The sequence below is a fragment of the Streptomyces sp. NPDC086549 genome (assembly GCF_044746205.1).
In the GTDB taxonomy this organism is placed as follows: Bacteria; Actinomycetota; Actinomycetes; order Streptomycetales; family Streptomycetaceae; genus Streptomyces.
The window spans coordinates 92,180-114,200 of sequence record NZ_JBIVBS010000013.1 but is presented as its reverse complement, the minus strand read 5'-3'; the positions used below and the strand labels follow the sequence as shown (position 1 = coordinate 114,200).

At 70.4% G+C, this 22,021-nt stretch carries 20 protein-coding genes and 1 riboswitch; of the genes, 9 read left to right on the top strand and 11 right to left on the bottom strand.

Annotated features, from left to right (window positions below; genetic code table 11):
- Positions 1–85 precede the first annotated feature (85 nt).
- From frr to ACIPSA_RS33825, 7 genes are all read left to right on the top strand, one after another.
- Positions 86–643: a ribosome recycling factor gene (gene frr / locus ACIPSA_RS33855; protein ID WP_067041614.1), complete on the top strand. Its 558-nt coding sequence runs from the start codon at positions 86–88 to the stop codon at positions 641–643.
- A complete protein-coding gene (locus tag ACIPSA_RS33850) occupies positions 643–1,806 on the top strand; it encodes a phosphatidate cytidylyltransferase (RefSeq protein WP_402641567.1) in 1,164 nt (387 codons plus the stop codon). The genes frr and ACIPSA_RS33850 overlap by 1 nt, the downstream gene beginning before the upstream one ends.
- A gap of 123 nt (positions 1,807–1,929) precedes the next feature.
- Positions 1,930–3,036 (top strand): 23S rRNA (adenine(2503)-C(2))-methyltransferase RlmN, encoded by a 1,107-nt coding sequence (gene rlmN, locus ACIPSA_RS33845; protein WP_402641565.1) that lies wholly within the window; start codon positions 1,930–1,932, stop codon positions 3,034–3,036.
- A 23-nt stretch (positions 3,037–3,059) separates the two neighbouring features.
- Positions 3,060–3,167, top strand: a riboswitch (TPP riboswitch).
- A gap of 90 nt (positions 3,168–3,257) precedes the next feature.
- Positions 3,258–4,340 carry a thiamine ABC transporter substrate binding subunit gene (locus tag ACIPSA_RS33840; protein WP_402641562.1) on the top strand — a complete coding sequence of 361 codons (1,083 nt, stop codon included), beginning with the start codon at positions 3,258–3,260 and terminating at the stop codon, positions 4,338–4,340.
- 68 nt (positions 4,341–4,408) lie between these two features.
- On the top strand, positions 4,409–6,046 hold the full coding sequence (locus tag ACIPSA_RS33835) for an ABC transporter permease (RefSeq protein ID WP_402642050.1): 1,638 nt from the start codon (positions 4,409–4,411) through the stop codon (positions 6,044–6,046).
- Positions 6,046–7,068 carry an ABC transporter ATP-binding protein gene (locus ACIPSA_RS33830; protein WP_402641561.1) on the top strand — a complete coding sequence of 341 codons (1,023 nt, stop codon included), beginning with the start codon at positions 6,046–6,048 and terminating at the stop codon, positions 7,066–7,068. Before ACIPSA_RS33835 ends, ACIPSA_RS33830 begins: the two co-directional genes overlap by 1 nt.
- 25 nt (positions 7,069–7,093) lie before the next feature.
- A complete protein-coding gene (locus ACIPSA_RS33825; protein WP_402641559.1) occupies positions 7,094–7,885 on the top strand; it encodes a maleylpyruvate isomerase family mycothiol-dependent enzyme in 792 nt (263 codons plus the stop codon).
- Between the two features lie 63 nt (positions 7,886–7,948).
- Here ACIPSA_RS33825 and ACIPSA_RS33820 read toward each other — a convergent pair whose 3' ends face one another.
- From ACIPSA_RS33820 to ACIPSA_RS33790, 7 genes are all read right to left on the bottom strand, one after another.
- On the bottom strand, positions 7,949–8,647 hold the full coding sequence (locus tag ACIPSA_RS33820) for an LAETG motif-containing sortase-dependent surface protein (protein ID WP_402641556.1): 699 nt from the start codon (positions 8,645–8,647) through the stop codon (positions 7,949–7,951).
- A 161-nt stretch (positions 8,648–8,808) separates the two neighbouring features.
- Positions 8,809–9,933, bottom strand: a complete 1,125-nt coding sequence (locus ACIPSA_RS33815; protein WP_402641553.1) for an LOG family protein — start codon at positions 9,931–9,933, stop codon at positions 8,809–8,811.
- A gap of 46 nt (positions 9,934–9,979) precedes the next feature.
- On the bottom strand, positions 9,980–10,387 hold the full coding sequence (locus tag ACIPSA_RS33810) for a VOC family protein (protein WP_402641551.1): 408 nt from the start codon (positions 10,385–10,387) through the stop codon (positions 9,980–9,982).
- A gap of 98 nt (positions 10,388–10,485) precedes the next feature.
- Complete coding sequence (locus ACIPSA_RS33805) at positions 10,486–11,883, bottom strand: hypothetical protein (protein WP_402641549.1); 1,398 nt, start codon at positions 11,881–11,883, stop codon at positions 10,486–10,488.
- The gene (locus ACIPSA_RS33800) at positions 11,865–12,605 is read right to left on the bottom strand and encodes an ABC transporter ATP-binding protein (protein ID WP_402641547.1); all 741 of its coding nucleotides are present in this window, start codon (positions 12,603–12,605) and stop codon (positions 11,865–11,867) included. The genes ACIPSA_RS33805 and ACIPSA_RS33800 overlap by 19 nt, the downstream gene beginning before the upstream one ends.
- 398 nt (positions 12,606–13,003) lie before the next feature.
- The gene (locus ACIPSA_RS33795; RefSeq protein WP_402641544.1) at positions 13,004–14,368 is read right to left on the bottom strand and encodes an aspartate aminotransferase family protein; all 1,365 of its coding nucleotides are present in this window, start codon (positions 14,366–14,368) and stop codon (positions 13,004–13,006) included.
- A gap of 2 nt (positions 14,369–14,370) precedes the next feature.
- Entirely contained in the window at positions 14,371–14,892 is a 522-nt protein-coding gene (locus ACIPSA_RS33790; protein WP_402641542.1) for an Lrp/AsnC family transcriptional regulator, read from the bottom strand.
- A gap of 169 nt (positions 14,893–15,061) precedes the next feature.
- Between ACIPSA_RS33790 and ACIPSA_RS33785 the strand changes: the two genes are divergently transcribed.
- Together ACIPSA_RS33785 and ACIPSA_RS33780 are read left to right on the top strand one after the other, a co-directional pair.
- Entirely contained in the window at positions 15,062–16,510 is a 1,449-nt protein-coding gene (locus ACIPSA_RS33785; RefSeq protein ID WP_402641539.1) for a gamma-aminobutyraldehyde dehydrogenase, read from the top strand.
- Between the two features lie 219 nt (positions 16,511–16,729).
- Complete coding sequence (locus tag ACIPSA_RS33780) at positions 16,730–17,878, top strand: spermidine/putrescine ABC transporter substrate-binding protein (protein ID WP_402642048.1); 1,149 nt, start codon at positions 16,730–16,732, stop codon at positions 17,876–17,878.
- Between the two features lie 35 nt (positions 17,879–17,913).
- On the opposite strand, the gene ACIPSA_RS33775 is transcribed toward ACIPSA_RS33780, so the two are convergent.
- The 4 genes from ACIPSA_RS33775 to ACIPSA_RS33760 are packed head-to-tail and all read right to left on the bottom strand — an operon-like array spanning position 17,914 to position 22,011.
- The gene (locus ACIPSA_RS33775; protein WP_402641537.1) at positions 17,914–18,783 is read right to left on the bottom strand and encodes a carbohydrate ABC transporter permease; all 870 of its coding nucleotides are present in this window, start codon (positions 18,781–18,783) and stop codon (positions 17,914–17,916) included.
- The gene (locus ACIPSA_RS33770) at positions 18,780–19,739 is read right to left on the bottom strand and encodes a carbohydrate ABC transporter permease (RefSeq protein WP_402641535.1); all 960 of its coding nucleotides are present in this window, start codon (positions 19,737–19,739) and stop codon (positions 18,780–18,782) included. The genes ACIPSA_RS33775 and ACIPSA_RS33770 overlap by 4 nt, the downstream gene beginning before the upstream one ends.
- Positions 19,733–21,034, bottom strand: coding sequence for an ABC transporter substrate-binding protein (locus tag ACIPSA_RS33765; protein WP_402641532.1), 1,302 nt, complete (start codon positions 21,032–21,034; stop codon positions 19,733–19,735). Before ACIPSA_RS33765 ends, ACIPSA_RS33770 begins: the two co-directional genes overlap by 7 nt.
- Positions 21,031–22,011, bottom strand: a complete 981-nt coding sequence (locus ACIPSA_RS33760) for a GNAT family N-acetyltransferase (protein ID WP_402641529.1) — start codon at positions 22,009–22,011, stop codon at positions 21,031–21,033. The genes ACIPSA_RS33765 and ACIPSA_RS33760 overlap by 4 nt, the downstream gene beginning before the upstream one ends.
- Between the last annotated feature and the right edge of the window lie 10 nt (positions 22,012–22,021).

The window sequence follows — 22,021 nt, the reverse complement described above, 5'->3', positions numbered from 1 at the left end:
TGCAGGAAGAAGACGCGACGCAGCCGGCCGCCGCCACCGCCAAGGAACCGCAGCCGGGCCTACTCAAGACACGCAGGAGCAAGTGGTGATCGAAGAGACCCTCCTCGAAGCCGAGGAGAAGATGGAGAAGGCCGTCGTGGTCGCCAAGGAGGACTTCGCCGCGATCCGCACCGGCCGTGCGCACCCGGCGATGTTCAACAAGATCGTCGCCGACTACTACGGCGCGCCGACGCCGATCAACCAGCTGGCTTCGTTCTCCGTGCCGGAGCCGCGCATGGCGGTCGTGACCCCGTTCGACAAGAGCGCCCTGCGCAACATCGAGCAGGCGATCCGCGACTCCGACCTGGGCGTCAACCCGAGCAACGACGGCAACATCATTCGCGTGGTGTTCCCCGAGCTCACCGAGGAGCGCCGCCGCGACTACATCAAGGTCGCCAAGGGCAAGGCCGAGGACGCGCGCGTGTCCATCCGCTCCGTGCGCCGCAAGGCCAAGGACGCCATCGACAAGTTGATCAAGGACGGCGAGGTCGGCGAGGACGAGGGCCGCCGTGCTGAGAAGGAGCTCGACGACACCACCGCGAAGTACGTCGCCCAGGTGGACGAGCTCCTGAAGCACAAGGAAGCGGAACTGCTCGAGGTCTGATGAACGATTCTTCCTGGGGAGCGCCGCCGCAGACCGGGTACTGGGAGCCCACTGACCAGGGGCTTGGCCACGGACATGGCTACGGACATGTCCACGGCCATGCCCAGGGAGCTGCCCCGGCGGGTCCCGCGTACGATGCGCATGACGCGCAGCACACTCGCCCCATGCCCATCGTGCCCGACGACGTACCCGCGTACGGCGGAGACCAGGATGAGGACCGGGGGGCCGCTCGGCTGAGCGGTCCCTTGTTCCGAGACGAGACCCCGACGGCGCAGCCGCACCCGGCGGCGCCGCAGAATCCGGAGCCCATGCCCGACGCCCCACAGCCGGCGCCCGCACCGCAGAAGAAGAGTGCGGGCCGCGACCTCGGCGCGGCCATAGGCGTCGGCATCGGACTCGGTGTGGTGATCGTCGCCTCACTGTTCATCGTCAAGGCCGTGTTCGTGGGCGTCGTGGCGGTCGCCGTCGTGGTGGGCCTGTGGGAGCTGACCAGCCGTCTCCAGGAGCGCAAGGACATCAAGGCGCCCCTGGTCCCGCTGGCGCTCGGCGGCGCGGCGATGGTCGTCGCCGGATACGCCCGGGGCGTCGAGGGTGCCTGGGTGGCCATGGCGCTGACCGCGCTCGCGGTACTGGTCTGGCGCATGACGGAGCCGCCGGACGGTTACCTCAAGGACGTCACGGCCGGTGTCTTCGCGGCGTTCTACGTGCCGTTCCTGGCCACGTTCGTCTCACTGATGCTGACGGCGGACGACGGTCCGTTCCGCGTCCTGACCTATCTGCTCCTGGCGGTCGTCAGCGACACCGGCGCGTACGCCGTCGGCTGGCGCTTCGGCAAGAACAAGCTCGCCCCGCGCATCAGTCCCGGCAAGACCCGCGAGGGCCTGTTCGGCGCGGTCGCGTTCGCGATGGTCGCCGGCGCCCTGTGCATGCAGTTCCTGATCGACGGCGGCAGCTGGTGGCAGGGCCTCGTCCTCGGCTTCGCGGTCGCGGTCAGCGCCACGCTCGGTGACCTCGGCGAGTCCATGATCAAGCGGGACCTGGGCATCAAGGACATGGGCACCTTGCTCCCCGGTCACGGAGGCATCATGGACCGGCTGGACTCACTGCTGCCGACGGCACCGGTGGTGTGGCTGCTGCTGGTGCTGTTCGTCGGATCGGCCTGAGAGCACGACTCCACGGCAAGGACGAGCCCCCGCCCCTTTCAGGCGGGGGCTCCTCGCATTCCGGGACACCCGGGCAGACGGATCTGCGGGTCACCCAATTGGATCTGCGACACTGGTACAGCCATGCCTAAGCCCGGAGAACTCACTTTCGTCGCCCCCCGCGGAGCCAAGTTGCCGCCGCGGCACCTCGCCGACCTCTCGCCCGCCGAGCGCAAGGAAGCCGTTGCCGCGATCGGCGAGAAGCCGTTTCGCGCCAAGCAGCTCTCGCAGCACTACTTCGCGCGGTACGCGCACGACCCGGCCGAGTGGACCGACATCCCGGCCGGTTCGCGCGCCAAGCTGCAGGAGGCGCTGCTTCCCGAGCTGATGACGGTCGTGCGGCACCTGTCGACCGACCAGGGGACCACCCGCAAGACGCTGTGGCGGCTGTTCGACGGGACGCTCGTCGAGTCGGTGCTGATGCGTTACCCGGACCGGGTGACGATGTGCATCAGCTCGCAGGCCGGGTGCGGGATGAACTGCCCGTTCTGTGCGACCGGCCAGGCGGGGCTGGACCGGAACCTGTCGACCGCCGAGATCGTGCACCAGATCGTGGACGGGATGCGGGCACTGCGGGACGGTGAGGTGCCCGGCGGTCCGGCCCGGCTGTCCAACATCGTGTTCATGGGCATGGGCGAGCCGCTCGCCAACTACAAGCGGGTCGTGGCGGCCGTCCGGGCGCTCACCGATCCGGAGCCGGACGGGCTCGGGCTGTCGCAGCGCGGCATCACCGTGTCGACGGTCGGGCTCGTCCCGGCGATCCACCGGTTCTCCGACGAGGGCTTCAAGTGCCGGCTGGCGATCTCCCTGCACGCTCCCGACGACGAGCTGCGCGACACCCTCGTCCCCGTGAACACCCGCTGGAAGGTGCGCGAGGTGCTCGACGCCGGGTTCGAGTACGCCGCGAAGTCCGGGCGTCGGCTGTCCATCGAGTACGCGCTGATCCGGGACATCAACGACCAGGCCTGGCGCGGCGACCGGCTCGGGCGGCTGCTCAAGGGCAAGCCCGTGCACGTCAATCTGATCCCGCTGAACCCGACGCCGGGCTCCAAGTGGACCGCCTCCCGGCCGGAGGACGAGAAGGCGTTCGTCGAGGCCATCGCGGCGCACGGGGTGCCGGTCACCATCCGGGACACCCGTGGTCAGGAGATCGACGGTGCCTGTGGTCAGCTCGCGGCCACCGAGCGGTAGTCTGACCCGGTCAGTACATCTTCATATTCCGACAGGGGAGCGCCACAGCGCTGAGAGTGCGGCAACCTGGCCGCAGACCCTCTGAACCTCGCCCAGGTCATTCTGGGTAGGAAGTTCGGTCATTACTCAAGCTGTTGCGCCCTGCCCGGGCACCGGTGGAGTCCTCCACGGGTCCCGGGCAGGGCCGCGTCTCTTCCTGGTCAACCCCAGGAGGAAATCCAGTGCACAACAAGACCTTCGTGGCCGTCGCCGCCGGGCTCGGCCTCCTCACGCTGTCCTCGCTGACGGCGTGCGGGTCGTCCGACGGCAAGGGGACGGCGGACTCCAAGACCGTCACCCTCGTCAGCCATGACTCGTGGGCCGTCTCGAAGAACGTGCTCAAGGACTTCGAGAAGCAGTCCGGCTACAAGGTCAAGGTCCTTCCCGACGGCGATGCGGGCCAGGCCGTCAACAAGGCGATCCTGACCAAGGACAACCCGCAGGGCGACGTCTTCTTCGGCGTCGACAACACCCTGCTGTCCCGCGCCCTCGACAACGGGCTGTTCCAGCCGTACGAGGCCAAGGGATCCGACCTGGTCCTGCCCCGGTACCGGGTCGACCAGGCCAAGCACCGCGTCACGCCGATCGACTCCGGCGACATCTGCGTCAACTACGACAAGGCGTACTTCAGCAAGCACAGGCTGACCCCGCCGCAGTCCTTCGACGACCTGGTCAAGCCCGAGTACAAGAACCTCCTCGTCACCGAGAACGCGTCCACGTCCTCGCCGGGGCTCGGCTTCCTGCTCGGCAGCGCCGCCAAGTACGGCGACGGGGGCTGGCAGGACTACTGGAAGAAGCTGAAGGCCAACGGCGTCAAGGTCGTCGACGGCTGGGAGCAGGCGTACAACGACGAGTTCTCCGGGTCTGCCGGCGGAAAGAAGGCGCACGGCGACCGGCCGCTCGTCGTGTCGTACGCCTCCTCCCCGCCCGCCGAGGTCATCTACGCGAAGCCGAGGCCCAGCACCGCCCCGACCGGAGTGTCGGACGGCACCTGCTTCCGTCAGACCGAGTACGCGGGGCTGCTGAGCAACGCGGGGAACACCAAGGGCGGCAAGGCGCTCATCGACTTCCTGGTCTCCAGGGAGTTCCAGGAGGACATGCCGCTCAACATGTTCGTCTACCCGGTGGTGCAGGGCGCGAAGGCGCCCGCCGAGTTCACGAAGTACGGCCCGGCCGCCAAGGACCCCGAGACCATGGCACCCGACAAGATCGCCGCCAACCGCGACCAGTGGGTCAAGTCGTGGACGTCGCTGGTACTGAAGTAGCCGAAGCGGCCCCCCGCAAGGGCGCCGTCCGTAAGGGCGGCAGGGGGAACGCGGCGCGGCTCGGGCTGATGGCCGGGCCGGTCGCGTTCTTCGCGCTGTTCTTCGCGTACCCCGTCACCGCGATCGTCGCCCGCGGACTGAAGGTCGACGGAGCCTGGCGGTTCGGGCGGATCGTGGACGTCGTCACGCAGTCCGACATCCGGCACGTTGTGTGGTTCACCACCTGGCAGGCGCTCGCCTCCACCGCGCTCACCCTGCTGGTGGCGCTGCCCGCCGCGTATGTCTTCGCGCGCCTCGACTTCCCGGGCAAGCAGGTCCTGCGGGCCGTCGTCACCGTTCCGTTCGTGCTGCCCACCGTCGTCGTGGGTACGGCGTTCCTCGCGCTGGTCGGCCGGGGCGGGCTGCTCGACGACCTGTGGGGCGTACGGCTGGACACGACCGTGTGGGCGATCCTGCTGGCGCACGTCTTCTTCAACTACGCGGTCGTCGTACGGACGGTCGGCGGCCTGTGGTCACAGCTCGACCCGCGTCAGGAGGAGGCCGCGCGCATGCTGGGCGCCTCGCCGCTGACGGCCTGGCGCAAGGTCACCCTCCCGGCGCTGGCCCCCGCCGTGGCCGCCGCCGCGCTGATGGTGTTCCTGTTCACCTTCACCTCCTTCGGTGTGGTGCAGATCCTCGGCGGCCCCACCTTCTCCACTCTCGAAGTGGAGATCTACCGGCAGACCTCCGAGATCTTCGACCTGTCCACGGCCGCGGTCCTCACGATCGTCCAGTTCGTCGCGGTGGGCGCGATCCTCGCCGTGCACGCCTGGACGGTACGGCGCCGGGAGACCGCGTTGCGGCTGGTGGACGCGTCGGTGACGGCACGCCGGCCGCGCGGGACGGGGCAGTGGGCGCTGCTGGCCGGTGTCCTCGCCACCGTCGCCGTACTCCTCGTCCTGCCGCTCGCCGTGCTGGTGCGGCGCTCGCTGGACGCCCCCGGCCTCGGCTACTACCGGGCACTGACCCGCGAGGACGGCGGTACGTTCCTGGTGGCGCCGATCGCCGCGATCGCGAACTCGCTCCAGTACGCCGTCGTCGCCACCGTCATCGCCGTACTGATCGGCGCTCTCGCCGCCGCCGCGCTCGCCCGCCTCCCCCATTCTCGGCTTCGCTCGAACGGGGGCACCCCCATCGCGGACCGGATCGTCCGCGGGTTCGACGCGCTGCTGATGCTGCCGCTGGGCGTGTCCGCGGTGACCGTCGGCTTCGGTTTCCTCATCGCGCTCGACAAGCCGCCGTTGGACCTGCGGCAGTCCTGGATCCTCGTACCGCTGGCACAGGCGCTGGTCGGCGTGCCCTTCGTCGTGCGGACCATGCTGCCCGTGCTGCGGGCGGTGGACGGGCGGCTTCGGGAGGCGGCGGCCGTGCTCGGGGCGTCGCCGTTGCGGGTGTGGCGGGAGGTCGATCTGCCGATGGTGCGGCGGGCGCTGCTGGTCGCGGCCGGGTTCGCCTTCGCCGTGTCGCTGGGGGAGTTCGGTGCGACCGTGTTCATCGCGCGGCCCGACAACCCGACGCTGCCCGTCGCGGTGGCTCGGCTCCTCGGACGGCCCGGTGACCTCAACTACGGGCAGGCGATGGCCCTGTCGACGATTCTGATGGTGGTGTGCGCGGTGGCGCTGCTGGTCCTGGAGCGACTGCGGACCGACCGGACGGGGGAGTTCTGATGCTGCTGAGCCTCGATGCCGCGACCGTGCGCTTCGGCGGGCGGGCCGTGCTCGACGCCGTGGACCTCGCTGTCGCCGAGCACGAGATCGTGTGTGTGCTCGGGCCCAGCGGCAGCGGCAAGTCGACCCTGCTGCGGGTGGTGGCCGGGCTCCAGCCGCTGGACTCCGGGCGGGTCTCGCTCGACGGGCGGGACCAGGCGGGCGTGCCCGCGCACAGGCGCGGGGTCGGGCTGATGTTCCAGGACCATCAGCTGTTCCCGCAGCGGGACGTGGGCGGCAACGTGGCGTTCGGGCCGCGGATGCGTGGGGCGTCCAAGGGGCAGCAGGAGGCCGAGGTGCGGGAGTTGCTGGACCTCGTCGGGCTTCCCGGCGCGGCGCGCCGGGCCGTGGCCGGACTCTCCGGCGGTGAGCAGCAGCGCGTGGCGCTGGCCCGGGCCCTCGCGCCCCGGCCCCGGCTGCTGATGCTGGACGAGCCGCTCGGTCAGCTGGACCGCTCGCTGCGGGAACGGCTGGTCGTGGAACTGCGGGAGTTGTTCGGCCGGTTGGGTACCACCGTGCTGGCCGTGACGCACGACCAGGGCGAGGCCTTCGCGCTCGCCGACCGGGTCGTGGTGATGCGGGACGGGCGGATCGCCCAGTCCGGGACGCCCCTCGATGTCTGGCAGCGCCCGGCGGACGAGTTCGTGGCCCGCTTCCTGGGCTTCGACAACGTGGTGCCGGCGACGGTCGCGGGGGCGGTCGCGGTCACGCCGTGGGGCAAGCTCCCGGTGCCCGAGGACGTGCCGCAGGGGACACGGTCGCTGCTGGTACGGCCCGCCGGGGTGCGGCTCGTGGCGGCCGACGGGGGCCTGCGCTGCACGGTGACCGCCCGCACCTTCAAGGGCACCCACGTCTCCGTCCACCTCCGGCCCGTGGACGGCGGCCCGCGTCTGGAGTCGGCGTGCGGGATGCGGGAGGCGCCGGAGGCCGGGCAGGAGGTCGGGGTGGAGTTCGACCCGGCCGAAATCGTCGTGCTCGGCTGATCGTCCCGGCCCTAGGGTGAGGGCCATGACGCGACTCGCACATGACCGTTACTGCGACGAAATCGCCCTTCAGGTAACGCAGTTGAGGTCCGTGGTGACCTCCGGCGCCGACCTCGCCGTGACTGTGCCGACCTGTCCGGACTGGTCGCTGGAGCAGCTCGTCCGGCACGAGGGCGGAGCCCTGCGCTGGGTGAACGCCCTCGTCGGCAGCCGTGCGGAGAAGAACATTCCGTACGAGGAGATCCCGCTCGCCGGTGGCCCCGAGAAGCACGGCGACCCCGCCGCCCTGGACGCCTGGCTCGCCGAGACCGGTGAACTGGTCGTCGCCACCCTGCGGGAGGCCGGACCGGACACCGCGGTGTGGGGCTGGCTCGGGGACCTCAGCTCCGGCTTCTGGGCTCGCCGAATGACGCACGAGATCACCATCCATCGCGCGGACGCCACCCTGGCCGCCGGGCTGCCCTACGAGGTCGCGGCCGACGTGGCCGCCGACGCGCTCGACGAGTGGCTGGAGATCGCCCAGTGGGCCCAGCGCAGGGGACAGGAGCCGGAACTGCAGGCCGGTCCCGCCCGCAGCATCCACCTCCACGCCACGGACACCGCCCCCGGACTGAACGCCGAATGGATCGTCGAGTTCGGTGAGGGCGGTGTCGGCTGGCGCCGCGGACACGAGAAGGCGACGGTCGCGCTGCGCGGGCCGCTCACCCCGGTCCTGCTCGCCTTCTACCGCCGCCTTCCGCTGGCCAGCCCGGAGCTGGAGATCCTCGGCGACCGGAAGGTGCTGGAGTTCTGGCTGGAGCGGGCGACGTTCGGCTGAACGGCCGTGGCCCGTCCCCCAGGGATACGGGGACGGGCCACGACGATGTACGGAAGTGAGGCGTCAGCTGCCGCTCTTCGCCCCACGACGGCGCATGCCGAAGAACACGGCACCGCCACCGACGACGACCAGGGCGCCCGCGATGCCGGCGATCAGGCCGGTGTTGGAGTTCGCACCGGTCTCGGCGAGGTTCGAGGTACCGGCAGCCGGGGACGGCGCGTTGCTCGACGTGTCCGCCGGGGCGGTGCTGGTGCTCTCCGACGCCGACGGGGTCGGGGTGTCGGACTCGGCCGGGGTGCTCGCGGACTCCGACGGCGACGGGGTGGCCGACGGGGTCGGGGTCGGGGTCGGGCTGTCCTCGGTCTTGCAGGCCTTGGACGGGGTGGTCAGGTTCGGGGTGATGTCCTTGTCGACCTGGTTGCCGGCCTTGACGTGGACGCGGTACGTCGCGTTCGGCTTCCAGTCCTCGGAGAAGGAGACCGTGGTGCCTTCCTTGGATCCCTTGATGTTCTCCGGCTTGCCGACCTGCTTCGCGTCGGCGCCGTTGTTCTCCAGGAACACCGTGATGATGGCGGGAGTGCCGGAGGCGTCCTTGTCGGTGACGACGATGACGCCCTTGGAACCGTCGCAGGAGGCTTCGGCGGAGAACTCACTGATGTCGCACGCGAGCGCGCTGTTGGCGACACCCAGCACGAGCGCGGCGGAAGCGGAGGCGACACCCAGGATGCGCACGGAACGTGCGCTGCGGCGAGTTATGGACACGTTTGTCCTTTACATATTGCACAACTGCGGGGGGCTGAGGGGCAGATGAGGCCCTGGTGAGAGGTGAGACCCGCCCGCCCCAGGAGACTCACAGGTTTATAAGCGCTCCATAAGCAGTGTCAACGCATATGCCGCCCGCAGCCGTTGACTTTGCCTTCTTGTTAGGTGCCGAGACGTTTCAACGCCTCCGGAGCCTCCTCGATCCGGTCAACCAGGGCTATTCGGGCCTCCATCGACCGCTCCTTGGCGAGCGCCCGCAGCAACGGCCAGGTCGGCAGCCGCTCCGTCCAGTGCTCCCGGTTCACGAGCACCATCGGAGTGGGCTCGCCCCGCGACTCGTAGTAGTTCGGGGTGGCGTTGTCGAATATCTCCTGTACGGTCCCGGCGGCACCCGGCAGGAACACCACGCCCGCGGTGGAGCGGGCCAGCAGGCCGTCCTCGCGGGTTGCGTTGGCGAAGTACTTGGCGATGTGCGAGGCGAAGGCGTTCGGCGGCTCGTGGCCGTAGAACCAGGTGGGGATGCCCACGGACGTGCCGCCGCCCGGCCAGCGGCCGCGCACCTCGAAGGCGGCGCGGGCCCAGTCGGTGACGGACGGCCGGAACGACGGTGCCTTGGCGACGAGCCGGAGCGCCTCGGTCAGCATCCCGTTGTCGAAGGGGGCGGCGTACGCGCCCAGGTTCGCCGCTTCCATGGCGCCCGGTCCGCCGCCGGTGGCCACCGTGAGACCGGCGCGCGCCAACTCGCGGCCCAGGCGCGCGGCACCCGCGTAGTCCTCAGTCCCGCGCTCCATGGCGTGCCCGCCCATGACGCCCACCACCCGAGCGCCCACGAGGAGTTCGTCGAGCGCGTCCGACACGGCGTCGTCATGGACCGCGCGCAGCATGGAGGCGAACACGTCACCGTCGGACTTGGTCTGCTGGAACCAGGCGTACGCGCGCGCGTCCGGCGTCGCCTCGTACCCCTCGCCGAGCGCGTCGAACAGTTCGTCGGGGGAGTAGACGAACCCCCGGTACGGGTCGAAGGGCAGACCCGGCACGGGCGGGAACACCAGTGCCCCGGCGGCACGCACCTTGGCGGCGGCCTCGGGGTCCATCGGGCAGCCGAGGAAGACGGCACCGGCGGAGTCGACGGAGAGCAACGCACTTGTACGGTCCGTCAGATCGACGGCCTGGACGCGGAATCGAGCGAGTGAGCCTTGCTCGGCGACGACCTCGTCGAACTCGGCGAGCGACTCGATCTCGCGGTCGTGGGCGGCTCGGTTGGGCTGGGCGGGTGTCGGATGCACCCGCCCATGCTGGCACAGGAGTTCGGCCCGGCGGACCGGTGGGCGGTCAGCCCTGGACGGCCGCCGGGTCCATCCACATGACCTCCCAGGTGTGGCCGTCGAGGTCGTCGAAGGCACGGCCGTACATGAAGCCGTGGTCCTGCGTCTCGCCACTCGCCGTGCCGCCGGCCGCGATCGCCTTGTCAACCAGCTCGTCCACCTTCGCGCGGCTCTCGGCGCTCAGACACACCAGCACCTCACTGGACTTCGCCGAGTCGACGATCTCCTTCTTCGTGAAGTTGGCGTAGTGCGACCTGCTGAGGAGCATCGCGACGATGGTGTCGCTGATCACGACGGAGGCGCAGTCGTCGGTGCTGAACTGCGGGTTGATCGTGTAGCCGAGCTCCGTGAAGAACTTCTTCGACGCCTCGACGTCGTTGGTGGCCAGGTTCACGAAGATCATCTGCTGGTACATGACGGGTCTCTCCCTCTGGGTTCGTGCTGTTCGGTGGGGTAGACCGGAGGGCGCCGGGAAACTCATCGGCGGCCGGGAAACTCTTTTCGCGCGGGTTCTCACGAGGCCAGCGGAAGGGCGGCGAGGTCCGCGATCACCAGGCTGAGCGGACCGAAGAGGGCGCACAGGGCACCCGCGCGCAGGGCGGCGGCGCTGCGCAGCATCGACGCGGGGGCGCCGAGGCGGAGCAGCGCGGCGGTGGTGTCGGCGCGGGCCTGCCTGGCCTCCACGGCCGCCGTGAGCAGGGTGGCCAGCGCACAGCCGCTGACCACGAGCGTGCCGAGGGTGGCCAGCGGCCCGAGGGACGGCACGGTGCCGCCGCCGTACAGCGCGCTCATCGCGTACACGCCCGACACGACCGCGCAGACCACGCCCAGGGGGCGGCCGATACGGGTGGCCTCCGCCATGAGCACACGGCCGGCGAGGAGCCGGAGCGCACCCGGGCGCACCGCTTGCAGCAGGCGGCCGCAGAGATGGGCGAGGCCCGGGCCGGCCAGGATCAGGCCCAGGGCCGTCAGTACCCAGCCGGCCAGCACTCCGGTGCTGCCGCCGGCGGTACCACCGGGGAGGGCGGCGCTGCCGGTGCCGGTGGCGGACCGACTCGCGTACGCCTCCACGGCGAGGCCGGCGGCCAGGACCGCGATGCCCCAGGGGAGGCCGGACGGGGCGTCCTGCGGGTCGGGAGCGCCGTCGGCGGGGCCGAGGCCGTCGGCGGGGTCGAGGCCGTCGGCCCGGTCCGGGGCGTCCGGGGCCGGTGCCCCGGGGTCGGTCTCGTGGTCCGGGGCGGGCGTGGTGCCGCCCTTGTCCCTGTGGGGCGCGTCGTCCGCCGCCGTCCGCGGTCGCGTGCCGAAGCGCCCGTACGTCTCCCGCGATCCCCCGTGGCCGCCCGCCCCGCCCCGGCGGAACGGCCGCCGCGTGCCGTCGGCCTTGGTGCGGGGGTCACGGGGCCGCAGCGTGAGGGCCACCGACGCCGACGCGGCCGCCGGTACCAGGGTGAGGAGGGTGAGCGCGGCCGGCAGCGGGAGGGGCTGGTCCGCCGCCAGGAACTCCGCTGCCGCGCCGTCGAAGGGCATGCCCGTGAGGTCGCCGCGCAGGTGGAGGAAGAACAGCAGCGCCAGCATCGAGCCCAGCGCGCAGGACAGGGCCGTCGTGAGTGCCGAGATCGCCATCAGGCGGGCCGGGCCCAGGCCGAGGGCCGAGAGGCCGGTCCGGGGCCTCGTGCCGGGGTCGGTGCGGGCGACGGCGACCGCGAAGTACACCGTGGCGGCCAGCGGCACCGCGCACCAGGCCAGACGGAGGGCCGAGTCGCCGGGGTCGCCTGGTTCGGCGGCATGGCCCATCGCGTGGCCGAGCGCGGACAGGAGCAGGAAGCCCGTGCCCGCGGCGGCCGTTGCCACGAGGAGGCGGCGCAGGTGGACCGCGGGGTGGGCGACTCGGGTCAGACGGAGAGCGAGCACGCGGCCCGGCCTTCCGTCTCGGGCGCCGGAGGCAGGTGCACGGTGTGCACGCGCCGTCCGTCCAGCAGCGACACCGTGCGGTCGGCGAGAGCCGCGGTGTCGGGGTCGTGCGTGGCCAGCACCACCGTGATGCCGTGCGAGCGGGCCGCCGTCGTCAGCGTGCGCAGCACGTGGGCCCGGTCGGCGCGGTGCAGGGGAGCCGTCGGCTCGTCGGCGAACAGGACCGTCGGGGCGGGGGCCAGGGCCCGGGCGATCGAGACACGCTGGCGTTCGGCCTGCAGCAGCTCGTGCGGGCGTCTGCGGGACTTGTCGCCGATGTCGAGGCGCTCAAGCCACTCCAGGGCGGCGGTCTTGGCGCGGCGGCGGCCGACGCCGCGCAGCATCAGGGGAAGGGCCGCGTTCTCCCAGGCGGACAGCTCGGGGACGAGCAGCGGCGCCGGGTCGATCCAGCCGAAGCGGTCCCGGCGCAGCCGTTCCCGGCCGACGGGGCCCATGGTGTGCACGGGCACGCTGTTGAACCACACCTCGCCGCGCTGCGCCCGCAGCAGGCCGGACAGACAGCGCAGCAGGGTCGTCTTGCCGCTGCCGCGGGGGCCGCTGACGGCGAGGATCTCGCCCTCCCGCACGCCGAGCGAGACACCGGCCAGCGCGGGCGAGCCGTCCTGGTGCCTGAAGTGCAGGGCGCGTGCCCAGAGCACGTCGTTGTCCGGCGGGGCCTCCATGGGCGTACACCTCGGTTCAGTTCGGAATTGCCGTGCCGCGTCCCCCGTACGGGCGAACGAGCGCAGAGACCCCTGGTCACGGTCTCGCTCCCGCGTAGGGTGCGTCACGGACAGCCCGTCGCGAGAACCAAGCACGTGCTGCCTCCTAGGCGCTCTTGCCGCCCGGGCTGGTCTCGACCCGGCTGGTGCTGATCGCGTCAGATTCCGTCGCTCGTCGAGCGATGGTGCAGCGTGAGCCGGGAAGCCCCGTCGGCCGACGAGGGGGCGGAGTCAATGGCACGCTAGGCAGGCCGCAGACGGATGCCGTACAGCACGCGGCCCCGGGACGCCCTTTCTCACTCGAATGGGCGGCACCGGGGCCGTTGTTGATCATTCCAGAGGAAGATCGCCAAGCATGATCAGAGCTTGGTCCACGCCTCCGTCAGGGTCGCGCGCAGGATCTGCTCGATCTCGTCGAACGTGTCCTGGTTGGAGATCAGCGGCGGGGCGAGCTGGACGACCGGGTCGCCGCGGTCGTCGGCACGGCAGTACAGGCCGTTCTCGAACAGCGCCTTGGAGAGGAAGCCGTACAGGACGCGCTCGGTCTCCTCCTCGTTGAAGGACTCCTTGGTGTGCTTGTCCTTCACCAGCTCGATGCCGTAGAAGAAGCCGTTGCCGCGGACGTCGCCGACGATCGGCAGGTCGTGCAGCTTCTGCAGGGTCTGCAGGAAGGCGCCCTCGTTGTCCAGGACGTGCTGGTTGAGGCCCTCGCGCTCGAACAGGTCCAGGTTCGCCAGGCCCACGGCCGCGGACACGGGGTGGCCGCCGAAGGTGTAGCCGTGCAGGAAGGTGTTGTCGCCCTTGTAGAACGGCTCGGCGATGCGGTCGGAGACGACACAGGCGCCGATCGGGGAGTAGCCCGAGGTCATGCCCTTGGCGCAGGTGATCATGTCCGGGACGTAGCCGAACTTGTCACAGGCGAACATCGTGCCCAGGCGGCCGAAGGCGCAGATGACCTCGTCCGAGACGAGCAGCACGTCGTACTTGTCGCAGATCTCGCGGACCCGCTGGAAGTAGCCGGGCGGGGGCGGGAAGCAGCCGCCGGCGTTCTGGACGGGCTCCAGGAAGACCGCGGCGACGGTGTCCGGGCCCTCGAAGAGGATCTCCTGCTCGATCTGGTCGGCGGCCCAGCGGCCGAAGGCCTCGGGGTCGTCGCCGAAGATCGGGGCGCGGTAGATGTTGGTGTTCGGGACCTTGTGCGCGCCCGGCACCAGCGGCTCGAAGGGGGCCTTCAGGCCCGGCAGGCCGGTGATGGACAGGGCGCCCTGCGGGGTGCCGTGGTAGGCGACCGCGCGGGAGATGACCTTGTACTTGGTCGGCTTGCCGGTGAGCTTGAAGTACTGCTTGGCGAGCTTCCAGGCGGTCTCGACCGCCTCGCCGCCGCCGGTGGTGAAGAAGACCTTGTTCAGGTCGCCCGGGGCGTAGTCGGCGATGCGCTCGGCCAGCTCCACGGCCTTCGGGTGGGCGTAGGACCACACCGGGAAGAACGCCAGCTCCTGGGCCTGCTTGAAGGCGGTCTCGGCGAGCTCCGTGCGGCCGTGACCGGCCTGGACCACGAACAGACCCGCGAGACCGTCCAGGTAGCGCTTGCCCTTGTCGTCGTAGATGTAGGTGCCCTCGCCCCGGACGATGGTCGGGACGGGGGAGTGCTCGTACGAGGACATGCGGGTGAAGTGCATCCACAGGTGGTCGTACGCGGTGCGGCTGAGGTCCTTCTGGGTCACGGTTATCGGGTTCCCCACATGTAGGTCTGCTTCTTGAGCTTGAGGTAGACGAAGCTCTCGGTGGAGCGCACGCCGGGCATGGCCCGGATGCGTTTGTTGATGACGTCCAGCAGGTGGTCGTCGTCCTCGCAGACGATCTCGGCGAGGATGTCGAACGAGCCCGCGGTCATCACCACGTACTCGACTTCCGACATGGCGGTCAGCGCGTCAGCGATCGACTCGACATCGCCCTCGACGTTGATGCCCACCATCGCCTGCCGCCGGAAGCCCACGGTGAGCGGGTCCGTGACGGCGACGATCTGCATCACGCCCTGGTCCAGCAGCTTCTGGACGCGCTGGCGCACGGCCGCCTCGGAGAGGCCCACGGCCTTGCCGATCGCGGCGTACGGCCGGCGGCCGTCCTCCTGGAGCTGCTGGATGATGGCGAGGGAGACGGCGTCCAGCTGGGGACTGTTGCCGTTCCTGGACTCGCGGGACGAGTCCCTCTGGTCTGCGCTTCGACTGGCCACGACCTCACTGTGCACGACGTCTCGACAGTTCCGCAAGGCTCCACCGATGAAATTCGTTGTCTACGTCAGTGAGACCTGCGGATTTCGCAGCAGTGATGCGACTGGGGGTGTTGAAAACGTCAGCCGCCCGATTAGGGTGGGTGTCTCAGTGATTGGACAGTACGGACCTGACAGGAGGCCGGCAGTGAGCACCGAGCTGCGTGGGCTGCGCACACTACGGAACTACATTGACGGTGAGTTCCGGGACGCCGCCGACGGACGGACCACCGAGGTGGTCAACCCCGCGACGGGCGAGGCGTACGCGACCGCGCCGCTGTCCGGGCAGGCGGACGTGGACGCCGCGATGGCGGCCGCCGCCGCGGCCTTCCCGGCCTGGCGCGACACGACCCCGTCCGAGCGGCAGAAGTACCTCCTGAAGATCGCGGACGCGTTCGAGGAGCGTGCCGAGGAACTGATCGCGGCCGAGGTGGAGAACACGGGCAAGCCGACCGGGCTGACCCGCTCCGAGGAGATCCCGCCGATGATCGACCAGATCCGCTTCTTCGCGGGCGCCGCCCGCATGCTGGAGGGGCGGAGCGCCGGCGAGTACATGGAGGGGATGACCTCCATCGTCCGTCGCGAGCCGGTCGGCGTCTGCGCCCAGGTCGCGCCGTGGAACTACCCGATGATGATGGCCGTGTGGAAGTTCGCCCCGGCGATCGCCGCGGGCAACACGGTCGTCCTGAAGCCCTCGGACACGACCCCCGCCTCCACTGTCCTGATCGCCGACATCATCGGCTCGGTGCTGCCCAAGGGCGTCTTCAACGTCATCACCGGCGACCGTGACACCGGCCGCCTGATGGTCGAGCACCCGACCCCGGCGATGGCCTCCATCACCGGTTCGGTCCGCGCCGGCATGTCGGTCGCCGAGTCCGCGTCCAAGGACCTCAAGCGCGTCCACCTGGAGCTGGGCGGCAAGGCGCCGGTCGTGGTCTTCGAGGACACCGACATCGCCAAGGCCGTCGAGGACATCTCCGTGGCGGGCTTCTTCAACGCGGGCCAGGACTGCACGGCCGCCACCCGCGTCCTGGTCCACGAGTCCATCCACGACGAGTTCGTCGCCGCGCTCGCCAAGGCCGCCGCCGAGACCAAGACCGGGCAGCCGGACGACGAGGACGTGCTCTTCGGCCCGCTGAACAACCCCAACCAGCTCAAGCAGGTCTCCGGCTTCATCGAGCGCCTCCCCGCCCACGCCAAGGTCGAGACGGGCGGCCACCAGGTCGGCGAGAAGGGTTACTTCTACGCCCCGACCGTCGTCTCCGGCCTGAAGCAGGACGACGAGATCGTCCAGAACGAGGTCTTCGGCCCGGTCATCACCGTCCAGTCCTTCACCGACGAGGACCAGGCCGTCGAGTGGGCCAACGGCGTCGAGTACGCCCTCGCCTCCTCCGTCTGGACCAAGGACCACGGCCGTGCCATGCGCATGTCCAAGAAGCTCGACTTCGGCTGCGTGTGGATCAACACCCACATCCCGCTGGTCGCCGAGATGCCGCACGGCGGCTTCAAGAAGTCCGGCTACGGCAAGGACCTGTCGGCGTACGGCTTCGACGACTACACGCGCATCAAGCACGTCATGACGTCGCTGGACAGCTGACGCACCGAACGCGCGGCCCCCGGACGGGACACCTCCCCGCCCGGGGGCCGCTCCGCCTGCCGCGCCTGTCGCGCCGGCACTGCCGGCACTGATCGACAAGGTGTCCGGTCCCACCCGATGGGCTCGACGCAGCGTCGATTGTCCCTGTGCGGTGCGTCGAGGCATGCTGCATTGGTGCCCCGGTCATCCTCGCTTCCGCGTCCCGTCTCCCGCCGTTCCCTGTTGCGCGCGCTCGGCGGCGCCGCCGCGCTCGGCGCGCTGGCCGGCTGCGGGGTCCCCGCCGCGTACGTCAAGCCCGGCGACCGCACCGTGGCCGACCTGTCCGCCCGCGAAAGAACGCTGACCTGGGCGAACTGGCCGCTCTACATCGACACCGACGACGACGACCCGAACAAGCGGCCCACGCTGGACGCCTTCGAGAAGCGCACGGGGATCTCCGTCGACTACGTCGAGGAGATCAACGACAACGACGAGTTCTTCGGCAAGATCAGCCCCGCGCTGATGAACCACCAGTCGACCGGCCGCGACCTGATCGTCATCAGCGACTGGATGTGCGCCCGGTTCGTGCGCCTGGGCTGGGTCGAGCGGATGGACCGCGCCCGGCAGCCCGACGTGGCGAAGTACCTGGACCCGCTCCTGCGCTCACCCGCCTTCGACCCCGGCCGCATGTACACGGTGCCGTGGCAGTCGGGCATCACCGGCATCGCCTACAACCGCCGCAAGCTGGGCCGCGAGATACGCCATGTCTCCGACCTCTGGGCGAGCGACCTCAAGGGCCGGGTGACCCTCCTGTCCGGCCTGGACGAGGCGTTCGCGCTGCTGATGCAGGGCAACGGCGTGGACATCACCAAGTGGACGGCCGACGACTTCCACAAGATCTGCGACCAGGTGGAGAAGGAGGTCCAGCGGGGCCAGATACGCCGCTTCACCGGCAACGACTACACCAAGGACCTGGTCAGCGGCGACGTCCTGGCCTGCCAGGCGTACTCCGGCGACGTCATCCAGCTCCAGGCCGACAACCCCGACATCCGCTTCGTCGTCCCCGAGGAGGGTGCCGAGCTCTGGTCGGACTCCCTGATGATCCCCAACCGTGCCCGTCACAAGGCCAACGCCGAGCGCCTCGTCGACTACTACTACGAGCCCGAGGTCGCCGCGGAACTCGCCGCCTGGGTGAACTACGTCTGCCCCGTCCCGGCGGCCAAGGACGTCCTGGCCGCCTCCAAGGACAAGGACACGGCCGCCCTCGCCGACAACCCCCTGATCTTCCCGGACTCCGGCATGCGCAAGCGGCTGGCCATCGCGCGGGACATCACGTCGACGGAGCGGGTGGACTTCGCGAAGCGGTGGAACAGGATCGTGGGGCTGTAGGCCGCACCTCCGCCCGATGCCGCCGAGCACGACACCTACTTGAGGCCGCTGAGCATGACGCCGCGGATGTAGTACTTCTGCAGCAGCAGGAAGAGGATCAGGACCGGCAGGACGCTCAGGACGAGGCCGGCCATGACGATGGGCATCGTGCGGGTCGGGTCGACGTAGTCCTGCAGGAGCTGGATGCCGACGGGCAGGGTCATCACGTCCGGGTTGGCGGTCGAGACGAGCAGCGCCCAGATGTACTCGTTCCACGCGTCGACGAAGGTCAGCAGCCCGAGCGTCACCACGACCGGTTTGGTCTGCGGCACCACGATCCGCCACCACACGGCGAACTCGCCGGCCCCGTCGATGCGCGCGGCCTCCAGGACCTCGTCCGGGATCGAGACCATGAACTGGCGCGTCAGGAAGATCCCGAAGCCGTTGACCAGGAACGGCATGGCGAGCGCCGCGATGCTGACGGTCAGGCCCGCGCCGCCGCGCCCGAGCAGGTCGTTGCCGCCTGCCAGCGGCCAGTGCACCAGGATCAGGAAGTGCGGGATGAAGAAGAGGAACGGCGGGAACATCATCGTCGACAGCACCAGGCGGAAGATGAAGTTCCGCCCGGGGAAGCGGAGTTTGGCGAGCGCGTAGCCGGCGAGTGACGACGTGAGCAGCACCGATCCGGTGATCACGGCGGTGGCGACGACGCTGTTGCGGAAGAGCACCGGAAGATCGAGCTGGCCGATCGCCGCCCGGTAGTTGGACAGGTCGAACGCCTTGGGCAGGAACCGGTACGGCAGTGTGCCGGACTCGCCGGGCCCCTTGAAGGACGTCATCACCATGTCGAGGAACGGCACCACCGTGAGCACGGCGCCGGTCACGACCACCAGATACGACAGCCACGGGAAACGGCGGCGGTTCATGCGTCCTCCCCCTTGCGCCGGAAGATCCACAACTGCGCCAGGGTGACCACGAGGACCACCACGAACAGCACGAAGGCGGCGGCGCTCGCGGTGCCCCAGTCGCCGTACGAGAAGGCCTGCCGGTACATCTCCAGCGCGGCCACATTGGTCGCGTCACCCGGTCCGCCCTTGGTCATCACGATGATCAGCGCGAACGACTGCAGACCGGTGAGGAACTGGGTGATGCACACGAACAGCAGGGACGGCCGCAGCAGCGGCAGTGTGATCCTCCAGAAGACGGTGACCGGCCCGGCGCCGTCGAGCGCGGCGGCCTCGTAGTACGACTCGGGAACGGACTTCAGTCCGGCGGTCAGGACGAGGATCGCCGAGCCGACCGAGGCCCAGGCCTGGACGACCACGACCGAGGGCAGCGCGGTGTCCGGGTCCTGCAGGAACGCCACCGAGCCGAGTCCGAGGGCGTTGAGGACGCCGTTGACCAGCCCGCCCGGCTCGTACATGTACTTCCACACGTTGCCGACGGCGACGACGGTCGTGACGATCGGCAGGAAGTACAGGGTGCGCCACAGCCCCTGGAACCGCAGCCTGTCGATGCAGGTGGCGACGAGCACGGAGCCGGCGAGCGCCAGGGCCACGGTGCCCAGGGCGAACAGCAGCGTGTTGGTGAGGATCGGCGCCAGGAACGTCGATCCGTCCGCGAAGAGGCCGGCGAAGTTGTCCAGGCCGACCGGCTCGATGTCGCCGAGGTCGAACCCGGCCCAGCGGGACATCGACAGCAGCAGCGCGAAGCCGAGCGGAAGGATCAGGAAGACCGCGAAGAAGAGCAGCGTCGGCGCCAGGAAGAGATAGGCGACGACGGCCTGGTGGCGCCGTCGCCGATCGCGGCTGCCGACGCGGGCGGCGGGGCTGTCGTGTGCCGCCCGCTCGGCCGCCTCCGGTGCCAGGGTGGCGTTCACCATGAGCGCGACACCTCCTGATCGACCTGACGGCGGATGGTGCGCAGTGCCTCGTCGACCGACTGCTGGCCCGTCCACAAGGCCTCGATGTTCTTGCGCAGCAGCGACTTGGCCTGCTGCGCGCCCGGCACGTTCGGCTCCGGCACCGCGTACGCCAGCGCGTCCAGGAACGGGCGCAGGTTCGGATCGCCGCCCTCGCCGAGGAGCGTCCGCATGTCGTCGGCGCGGCCGGTCAGGGAGCCGACCGACACCTGCAGGGCACTCATCCGGGTCGCACCACTCACCTTCTCGGTGTTGAGCCAGCGCAGGAACTCCCAGGCCTCGCGCGGGCGTTCGCTGGCCGTGTTGACCCCGAGCATGAAGCCGGTGGAGAGGGTGGCGCGCCGGCCGTCCGCCTCGGGGACGGGCACCGGCGCCACGCCGACATCGCGGTAGCCCTTGCCCATCAGGGCCTTCAGGTTCGCGGTCCACCAGCCGGCGCTGATCACCATGGCCACCTGCCCGGACGCGAACGCCTGGTAGACGTTGACGCCGGGGGCGCTGGCGCCCTTGGCGACGAGGCGGTGCTCCAGATCGAACACCGCCCGGCCGACCGGCGAGTCGATGGCGGTGCTCCTGCCGTCCGCCGCGACGAACCGTCCGCCGGCGGCGTTGAGCAGCGCGAGGGTCTGGCCGACGGTGGTGGAGTCGTCGAAGGTCGACAGCCCGAACCCCTGGACCAGCGTGTTGCCGTAACCGTCCCGCGTGGCGGTGCGGCAGGCCGTCTCCTCCAGCTCCCGCCAGGTACGCGGAGGGCCGTCGACGCCGGCCTCGCGCAGCAGCCGCTTGTTGTAGTAAAGGGCGTAGGTCTGCACCTCGGTGGGATAGCCGTAGACCTCGCCTCCCACCGACGAGGAGCCGACCGCGGCCGCGCCGTAGCCGCGCCTGATCTCCTCGGCGTGCCCGGACGGAGCGGGCCGCAGGACGCCGGCCCGGACGAGCTGGCCGTTCCACAGGCAGTACGGGTGGAGGATGTCGGCGCCCTGGCCCGCGGCCTGCCGGACCATGAACGTGGTCAGCAGGTCCGTGAACTCGACGGCCTTCGTCCGCACCTTGACCCGGTCGTGCGTGGCGTTCCACTCGTCGACCGGGCCTTGCAGTGCCTGCTTGAGCTCCCCGCTCGCGTAGTGGGAGAGCAGGGTGAGGACGATCGGATCCCCGGGACGCCCGGTGCCCCGGTGCGGCGCGGCACATCCGGAGGCGAGCAGCGCCGAGGGGAGCGCGAGCGCGAAGTGACGGCGGCTCAGTGACGGTGTCACCGTGCGGCCTCCCGGCGCAGCACGCGGAACACCCGGGTCGTGGTGAAGCCGGTCTTGCGGTAGAGGTGGCCCGCCGGGGACCGCTCGCCGGTCCACAGGAACCACGCGGAGTGCGCACGCAGGGCCCGCATCCGCTCCAGGATCAGGTGGAGGAGGACTTCGCCGAGTCCGGTGCCGCGCATCTCCTCCAGCACCCCGATGGGGCCGAACCTCTCGTCCACCGAGTCGAACGCGCCGTGCATCGCCCAGCCGACCATGCGGCCCGCGGGGTCCCGGACGGCGACGATCCGGTCGAGCGGTGTGCCCGCGACCAGACACGCCCGGATGGTGCACGCCCAGTCCGGTCCGAAGTGGCCCCCGGCGAGCGCGAGGAGATCGACCAGGTCGTCGTCGGACGGGGTGATGAACCGGTAGCCCCGCGTGGTCAGTTCGTCCAGGCGGCGGGCGACTTCGTCGGGGCAGCGGTAGCCGACCAGGCCGCGGTCCATCGCCGCAGCCTCGTACAGCGTGCGAAATCCCAGGGAGTCGAGCAGCCCCGCCGCCTCCGGGTACGCCTCGGCGTCGAGGCCCGGGAAGACGTAGTTCGGGGTGTACGAGGAGAAGTCCACCCGGGTACGGCCGTGGCCGTGCAGCCAGTCGAGGGCGTCGGTCAGCAGCCGGCGGCCGAGACCCCGCCCGCGGGCGGCCGGGTCGACGAAGAAGAACGGGATCCAGCCCTGCTCCGGCTCCAGGTCGGTGCCGGCCATCGGCGTCAGACGGCGCACCGCATAGGCGGCGCCGACGACTTGGTCGCCGTCGACGGCGACCCGCAGCCCTTCCGGGTCGAAGTTGGGGTCGAGCAGCACCAGGGAGCGGAAGCGGTCCGCAGTGATGGGGTCGGCGGGTGCGCTCCGGCGCCACGCCTCCACCACCCGCGAGCCGTCGCCCGCGCGGAAGCCACGGATTCCCGGACGGGATGTCGTCGTGCGGTCGGTCATCGACGGGGTT